Here is an 8,093-nt window from a genome sequence, read left to right on the forward strand (position 1 = left end):
AGCACGCAGCCCTGATATAAAAATTATTTTTCTGTTTGGTTTTTGCTAATCGCTTATATAGGATGAGGTGATTTTAGCCCAATATTATTAAAAAAACCACTTTGATTTGAACGAAAAAGCAGCGTAATTATGTGTTTTATCGATAAAAATTTGCTTTTTATCGAAGAAATGTTATATTTGTGTTAGTTGAACCCCAAAATTACAATAATGAAAAGTAACCTATTTATTGGTTTTTACCTTCGTTTATTCTTTTAGATACGCTTTATGGTCGATTGTACTTTCAATAATAAGGAAGTGCATTATTTATTTACAGAGAGTTTACATCTCCTTAATTACGATAATTAAGAATTTCATTAAATAAGCTGCTTTTTTTGTAAAATTTAAACCAACAAGATTGTTGGTAAACTATTATTAATTAAATTTTATATTATGAGTAAGCCACTTACAGAACAAGAATTACACAATTTGGCAATGAATCATGTAGGACAGGATTTAGAAGACAAAGGCTATGAATTCATTACTATAAATTGTAAACTAGAAAAATACCCACAGTTTGTTTGTGTTGATAAAAACAATCAACACTATTATGTTATAGTTAGAGCAGTAAAATTACCCTTCAACCCTTACAAATATAATGTTGTTTGGATGGAAACTTTTAAATACCATGCTTATAGCAAAAATGCCAAAGTGCTTTATGCAGGTATTGGTTTAGGCAATGCAGAGGATGAAAGTCTTCCATTATACTTTGACCAGGATTACTTGTTTGAATATACAGGTATTCAACCGGTTCAAACTATGCTAAATTAAATAGGATTCAGTTTAAATTCTTTTAAATGATAAATATATAGGTGGAAAAGAAAATGTTATCACTTTGTTATTTATCTATTCATGCCAATATTTCCCCAATTTCGTAAATAGGTTGTTCATCTTCCGACTCGAATAACTTTGTGTAATCCATCACATTTGAAACACCATCTATTTTGCATAAGAGACTAATGACTTCTGATAACCCTTTAAACAAAACATCTTTATCTGTAGGGTTTATAGGTTTGTTGTTTTTATAGTGAAGCGGTAATTGAAAACCGCAGCCTTCTAAAAAGGTGGCTTCAATTTTCAGTAATTCCAAAGGAGAATAGCCATTAAATTTTCGCCCTAAATTTTGGTGCACTATACCAATATAATTCAATTCTAAAGCACCATGAGTATCTGATAGATGTTTCCAACTATCTCTATTGTCTAAAATATTTCCAACGGCGCATTGCTTGCAACATTCAGGATTTAAGGTGTTGTTATGAAAGGCAACATATAGTTTTTGGATGGCTTTTTCCAATCGAATTGTGGTTTTCATAATCTGCAGATTTACTTAAAATTACTAAAAAGTTAGCACTTTAAATGTCGATTTACTAATAAAATTAATTTTTTCGCTCACATTTCAAATTTGTTTCGATGTAGTTATATAAATCATTAAAGCTATTAATTATGAAACGAATTTTATTTTTTGCAATGTGTTTTGCAATGACATTTACAACTTTAAATGCACAAGATTATAATCAGATGGTCTATACTGGGCAGGCCGCAGATTATGGCGGGGATCCCGCTTCATGGGAAGATCCTGAAAACTGGAGAAGAGGCGGCGACCCAAATCTTCCAGGAATACCCGAGCCAGGCGATGATATTTTAATCGAAGGTTTTTACGTTTATTTTAATGGGCTTGGATCTGTTTCATTAAATCAAGAATTTGGTACTTTAGAATTACGTTATGGAGCTCAATTAACAACTCAGGCAGATTTTTTTCTTGATAATTTTATAGTGGATACCTCGAGTAGTTTTGAAGTTATTGTACAAGATTTTGACGTTTTTAAAAAAGTTACTTGTCAATACTTTTCTTTTGTTGGTAAATTGAATTTAGTTTTTGCTGGATACGCACCACAAATTGGAGATAGCTTTCAAATTGTTGAAGGTAATCACCAAGCTTGCCCCGCAGTAACACCATATGAAAATATTAGTTATGATTTTAATACCTCATTAACTGCAAAATGTGGCGCTGATGGTTTTGGATTAAGTGTTGAAGTTCTGGGAATTAATTATACAAATGCTATTTCATGGGATGGTGAAGGAAATGATGGCAACTGGGATAATCCAGCAAACTGGGATCCTAATGGAATCCCAACGGCAACTTCAAGAATAATTATTAATAAACCCGGTGCTGGTGGGTATGTTAAAACAAAGGGGGCGGGTGTTACACAAGTGGCAAACATTGTTTTAGGTAATAATAACACCTTGGAAATAAATGGCGATTTATTGGTTGATAAATATGTGTATGTAAATAAAGGGGCTACATTTTTATGGCAAGCTGGGAAAATTTATAGTAATGATATTAATGATCAATCTGGAATATCAAGTTTTGGGAATATAGTTCTGGACGGACCAGGCACCAAAGAATTGGATACCAATTTTTATATGATTTCTTATGGTGAAGATATAAACCATAATCAAGGCGATTTAAATATTAATAATGGCTATGTACGTATGTTTAATTTTAATAGTTATAATATAAATGGTGATAATATTAATATTGGTTATACAAGTGGCGATCGGCATGAATTAACTATTAGTGTTATTAGCGAACTTAAAAAAACGGCTGGTACTGGAACATCTTCAATTAACTTAACGAAATTTATAAATTATGGGGATGTTATTAGTGAATCTGGAATTTTAGCTATAAATGGAGATTTAACAACGGGTGAATATGAAGAATATATTGATGGAGAGCTTGTTGAATATATTGGAACTTATGGTGGAAGTGGGAGCTTTATGTGGCCTGTTGGTTTTGTTATGGAAGGTGTAGTTGCTCCAGGGAGTTCCCCAGGTATTTTAACCATGATTGGAGATTTAACCACATCATCTACTGCAAAATTCGAAATAGAAATTGATGGCCCAAATGCAGGTTCTCAATTCGATCAAGTTTCTGTAACAAATAGCGCCGCTTTAGAGGGTGAAATAGAAGTTACACTTGGGTATTTGCCTCCAAACGATGCTAGTTTTGAAATTATATCAGCCAATGATATTACTAATTGTAACCTTCCAAACCAAGTTAGTACTAGTTATAATGGCACGCCTTATACTTTTGATGTGGTATGTTATAATAATTCCGTTTACTTAAATGGACCTGGTGTTACCCTTAGTTCAAATGAAAATATTTTAGACGAAATCACCATACATCCTAACCCAGTTAGCACCGTTTTAAATATTAAGTCCGATTTAATTTCAAAAGGAAATTGGCAAATTTTAAATCAAATAGGGCAAGTAGTAAAGGCGTCTAAATTTGAATCTAACGACTTTAAAATAAATGTAAATGCATTACCAACAGGTTTATATTTCTTTAAAATTGAAGACGAGAATTTAAATGCTACAATCACTAAACGCATAGTGATTTCCAACTAAGCGTATAACTTTTTAAAATTAGAATAAGATTTAATAAAGAGTTACTAGAAATAGTAGCTCTTTATTTTTTACGAGTTTTAGTTAAGAAAATGGTGGCTAAAACAAGCACCAACCCAATTAAAAAATACCATATATAGTTTGAAGATGAATTTAACTCAATTGGAGTAGTATCTCCAATTAATACTAAGCCTGCCCAATAATGCGGGGCAACAACTCGGCCTTCACTATTAGCAATATAGCTTAGTTTTGCTTGTTGTAGTGCTTTGTCTTTTGGAAGTCCTTTTTTAATGTTATCATAAAAAAGTTCAATAATTTTTGCGCTCGATTGTTCATCAATTTTCCAAAGGCTAGTTAAGATACTTTCGCTACCGGCATAGTTAAAAGCGTGTGCCAAAGAAATCATACCTTCTCCTGCTTGATAGGTTGGTTTTCCTGTTTCGCAAGCGGTTAGAATGGCTAAATTCGAGTTTAAGTTTTCATTGTAAATCTCATAGGTATATAAAGAGTTGTCTTCATCTTGAATATTTTTAGCGAAAATTAGTCTAGATAATTCCGGAGATATATTATTTGATTCGGCATGTGTGCCAATATGAATAATTTTATGCTCGTTGGCCACATTTTTAAAAATTTGCTTGGAAGCTTTTTCGTTTATAAAATATTCGCCATTAAATAACCTTGAATATTCTTTTGCAATATCAACACTAAAGGGTTGTGGTAAAAGCGTTAAATAAGTTTCATCAATTGAAATAGAATCCTTAATGGCAAGGCTATATTCTTGTTTCATTTTATCGTTAAATTCTGGTGCAAAAGCTATAAAGTCCTTTTGATAATTAATAGTTTTTTTATCCTCATCGAGTAACAATAAACTGTAATTGTATGAAATACTATATTTTGAGAGTAAACTATTGGTGGCTAAATCTTTAAATGCATTTATTTTTGATGGTGTTAGGCTTTCAAAACTTAAATTAAATAAGGTGCCATCAGGGATAATAACCACATGATTTGTGGTGATTTCTTTTTCAAAAGGTTGCCAAAGTTTTTGGTATAGTTCCTGATAAATTTTGCTAACTTCAGAAATGTCGCTTTGATTTTCAGAAATCGTTTTAATTCTATCTGTTAATTTATTTGAATCTAGTTTATAAATGTTTTTTCCTAATTTATTAATAACAACAGCGTACAAAACGTTGTCAATAAATAAATAGCGAACTATTGTTGTTTTATTTGGAATATTAGATTGTAAATTATCCAATGGTTCTTCTATAGTTGCAAAACGCATTTTATAATATTTTGGGTATTGTTGTTTTAGCGTATCCAAAAATTTTACCCAGTTATTATTGTTTTCAATTAAAAATTGAATCGCATCATGTTCTTGGTTTTCGGAACTTGAGTTTTGTAATTTTCTAAGGGTGTTTTCTCTTTCAATTACCTTGTTTGGTATATCAGCAAAAGAAATAGATGTTTTAATGTTTAATCGCGCTCTTATTCGATTATATAAGGCAGATTCATGTAAACTTATAGTTTTATTTAAGTATTTTATATTTCCTGTTAATTGGTATAAATCAAGATTTAGGTACTTGGCAAAATTAAAAACATCATAATTGCTTTCTATCAGCTTATTTACATCATCAACAGAGGTTATTAAGGATCTTCTTTCTTCTAAAGTATTTATGGCATTATTAGCATCTGTCAAAATTGTTTTCAACAATAAGCTGTCTTTGGTTTTAGATAATTTGTATCTTGATTTTGCATTGACCATTAACATTTCTGCCTTATATTCTTCAAAGTGAGATTTGTCAAAACTGTTTTTTATTGTATCATTATTTGTTTCATACAAAGCAAGACTTTTATTGCTCCATTCTAAACTCTGCTCATAATCTTTAACTAGCATGGAGGTTTTTGCTAAGGCAACTAATACTGTGTTTGTTAAATTACTATGTTCTCCTTTGTTTTTTAGTAAATAATTGTAAGCATCTTTTAAAATTGTAATGGCTCGTTCTTTTTCATTAATTGTAGCTAAAACAAGAGATAAATTTATAATAACAAACAACCTATCCCTACTATATTCATTTTGATGCGCTTTTTGATGAAATTGATTGCTTAATTCTAAATATTTTTTTGCTTCTTCATAATTTTTAAGTTCTTTATTAATAAGCCCTTTGCTAAAATACATGTTGGCCTTTAAAACAAAATTGTCCCCAGGTATTTTATTAGCTATACTTTCGGCTTCGTTTAATAATAATAATGAGGAATTAAATTCTTTTAATGGAATTTTTATTTCTACTAGAGATGTAATTGCAGAAAAGTTTTCAAGGCTATTGGTTAATAAATTTTCTTTAGCATGTTCGTAGGCTAAAACACTAATTTTTTTTGCGTTTTCATAATCGCCAAGGTCGAAGTAAAGGCTTGATAGATTTCTATAAGCCAAAGAAAGATTGCGTTGTACCCTAAAAGTTAATGGGTGATTATGTGTACTACTCAGAAATTCCTTGTATAGTTTTATACTCTCTTGAATTAACTGCATAGCTTCAGAGTATTTACTTTGGGTTTGTTTTAGTAAAACCATATTCGCTTTAATGGACGCAGGAAAATATAATCTATTTTCAGGGTTATTATCCATTTCTACAGTCTTTTTAAGTCCAGTCTCATAATAATAAGCGGCACTATCCGATTTAGAAGTGAAGTACATTAATGCGCCAAGGTAATTATAGACTCTTGCCGAAAGTTTAAATTTTTGAGTTGGATGCTTTTTTAAAATTTTTTGTGCATCTCGGGTGTGTTTTTCAAAGAGGTCTATATTTCCTAAACGAATTGCGTATTCACTTAAACGGTATTCGGAATTTAAAAGTGGTTCAGGCGTTTGTAACTTTAAAGCAAATGTCTTTGATTTTTCGGCATATTCATAAGCCTTTTCTGGGTCGCCTTGTTCATTAAATAATTTAGATAAATCTATTTTTATTTGATGTTTTGATTTTAATTTTAAAGGTTTTGTTTCTAAATAGTTTGATAAATCTAAACTTTGATTTAAAGAGTTGTTCTCGCTATTTAATGAAAGCTCAATTTTACCAAGCATATATACATAATGAGATAAAGTATCATAATTCTTTTTGCCCTTGTAATATTCAATTTGTTTATCGAGTTCTGATTTTGCTTTTTGAAGAGAATCTGTATTGATTAATTTTTCAACATATGAAATACTAGAAATAGAATCATTCTGTGCCTGAAATTGGAGCCCAAAAAACATCACAATTACTAAAGTTGTGAGTTTTAAAAGGGATAAAGACCTATTCATTTAGTTGAAAATTTATTTTACAATTTTGAAAGCACTTTTTTAGCAGCATCAGTTTCACTCAAACTCAGGTGTTTTTTTGCAAGTTCCATGTTTCCTTCTTTTAAATAAGCTAGCCCTAAATAGTAGTAGGCATCGCCTAAAAAGGCAAAATCATCCTTCGCTTCAATGGCGCGTTCTAGGTAAGGAATCGCAACATTTTCATTTTTATTTGCTAAATAAGCCACACCTAAAAAATAATTTAACGAATCATTTTCTGGATTTTTTTCTTGTAAAACCCGCCATTTATCAATTGCTAATGTATAGTCGCCATGTTTGTAATTCACCATGGCATCATAAAAATCAAAATTATTAGTATTACTCATTGTTGTAGGTAAGCCAGGATCTGGTTTAAAGAAATTGGCGTAAATTTTTTCGTTTTTTGGCGTGTTAAAAAACCAAATACTTCCAACGGCAAGTATTATTGAAGCAGCTATTGCCAATTTGCTAAAGCTTAAAAACCTCACTTTACTTTTAGTAGGTTTTTGAACTTTGGTTTTTGGAATCTCTTCATGAAACTCATCAAGTTGCTCCTTTAAATTTTGTGTTTCAATGCCAGCTAGCATTGTTTTTATATCTTTAACTTTTACTTTAAATTCATCATCTAGCTCTAGTAGTTGATTAAAATCTTTTAATTCTTGTGTGGTCATAGAACCATTTAAATATTGTTCTATAATTTCAAGTATGTCTTGTGATATTTTGCTATTATCTTTCAATCTAATTAATTTTTTGAGGCTAAAACCATAGCACGCAATTTTTCCATACATCGGTATTTTTTATTGCGAGCAGTAGTTTCTTCTATTTTAAATTCTGAAGCAATTTCTTTTAAGGATTTTTTATCAAAATAAAAAACACTTAATAATTGTTTACAAGGTTGGCCTAAATTTTTAAAGGCTCTCATTGTTAATTTTAACTTTTTTTTAGTTGATGCTTTTTCGTCATCGTTTTCATCATTTATAAATGCCAAGGTTTCATAATTTAATGAGTTTCTGTTTTTAAAAGATTTTGATCTTAAAACATCCATCCATTTGTTTTTTGCGATTTTATACAAATAACCTTGTAGGGCACTATCATTTCTTGGTGAAAACTTATCTTCTTTTATTTGGGTCCAAACTGTTATGAAAGCTTCTTGATAAATATCTTTAGCGTGTTCAACTGATCCACTATTTTGAAGAATTAAGTGTTCAACCTTTTTGAAATTTGCTGTATAAAAATGTTTTAAAACATTAGGTTCATTTGATTTTATGGCACAAATGAGCTCTGACTGGTTTAATAAACTGACTGACTTCCCCATAAATTAATAGCTATAGGAAATATACAATTA

At 30.4% G+C, this 8,093-nt stretch carries 6 protein-coding genes; 2 read left to right on the forward strand and 4 right to left on the reverse strand.

Annotated elements, in window-relative coordinates; genetic code table 11:
* Window positions 1-429 precede the first annotated feature (429 nt).
* Window positions 430-807 (forward strand): Na(+)-translocating NADH-quinone reductase subunit F, encoded by a 378-nt coding sequence (locus tag WBN21_RS01015; protein ID WP_424197453.1) that lies wholly within the window; start codon window positions 430-432, stop codon window positions 805-807.
* A gap of 79 nt (window positions 808-886) precedes the next feature.
* On the opposite strand, the gene WBN21_RS01020 is transcribed toward WBN21_RS01015, so the two are convergent.
* On the reverse strand, window positions 887-1,348 hold the full coding sequence (locus WBN21_RS01020) for a Na(+)-translocating NADH-quinone reductase subunit F (RefSeq protein ID WP_424197454.1): 462 nt from the start codon (window positions 1,346-1,348) through the stop codon (window positions 887-889).
* A 131-nt stretch (window positions 1,349-1,479) separates the two neighbouring features.
* On the opposite strand from WBN21_RS01020, the gene WBN21_RS01025 reads away from it, so the two are divergent.
* Entirely contained in the window at window positions 1,480-3,444 is a 1,965-nt protein-coding gene (locus WBN21_RS01025; protein WP_424197455.1) for a T9SS type A sorting domain-containing protein, read from the forward strand.
* 61 nt (window positions 3,445-3,505) lie between these two features.
* Here the strand turns inward: WBN21_RS01025 and WBN21_RS01030 are convergent, their stop codons facing one another.
* Genes WBN21_RS01030 through WBN21_RS01040 form a run of 3 tightly spaced genes read right to left on the reverse strand, consistent with a single transcriptional unit; the run spans window position 3,506 to window position 8,063 of the window.
* Window positions 3,506-6,733 carry a CHAT domain-containing protein gene (locus WBN21_RS01030; protein WP_424197456.1) on the reverse strand — a complete coding sequence of 1,076 codons (3,228 nt, stop codon included), beginning with the start codon at window positions 6,731-6,733 and terminating at the stop codon, window positions 3,506-3,508.
* Window positions 6,734-6,750: 17 nt separating this feature from the next.
* The gene (locus WBN21_RS01035; RefSeq protein ID WP_424197457.1) at window positions 6,751-7,485 is read right to left on the reverse strand and encodes a tetratricopeptide repeat protein; all 735 of its coding nucleotides are present in this window, start codon (window positions 7,483-7,485) and stop codon (window positions 6,751-6,753) included.
* A gap of 5 nt (window positions 7,486-7,490) precedes the next feature.
* The gene (locus tag WBN21_RS01040) at window positions 7,491-8,063 is read right to left on the reverse strand and encodes an RNA polymerase sigma factor (protein WP_424197458.1); all 573 of its coding nucleotides are present in this window, start codon (window positions 8,061-8,063) and stop codon (window positions 7,491-7,493) included.
* Window positions 8,064-8,093 lie beyond the last annotated feature (30 nt).

Source organism: Algibacter sp. (assembly GCF_049667265.1).
Lineage (GTDB): Bacteria > Bacteroidota > Bacteroidia > Flavobacteriales > Flavobacteriaceae > Algibacter_B.

Coding starts and splice junctions, on each gene's coding strand:
- WBN21_RS01015 (WP_424197453.1), top strand. CDS start 430: ATGAGTAAGCCACTTACAGAACAAGAATTACACAATTTGGCAATGAAT.
- WBN21_RS01020 (WP_424197454.1), bottom strand. CDS start 1,348: ATGAAAACCACAATTCGATTGGAAAAAGCCATCCAAAAACTATATGTT.
- WBN21_RS01025 (WP_424197455.1), top strand. CDS start 1,480: ATGAAACGAATTTTATTTTTTGCAATGTGTTTTGCAATGACATTTACA.
- WBN21_RS01030 (WP_424197456.1), bottom strand. CDS start 6,733: ATGAATAGGTCTTTATCCCTTTTAAAACTCACAACTTTAGTAATTGTG.
- WBN21_RS01040 (WP_424197458.1), bottom strand. CDS start 8,063: ATGGGGAAGTCAGTCAGTTTATTAAACCAGTCAGAGCTCATTTGTGCC.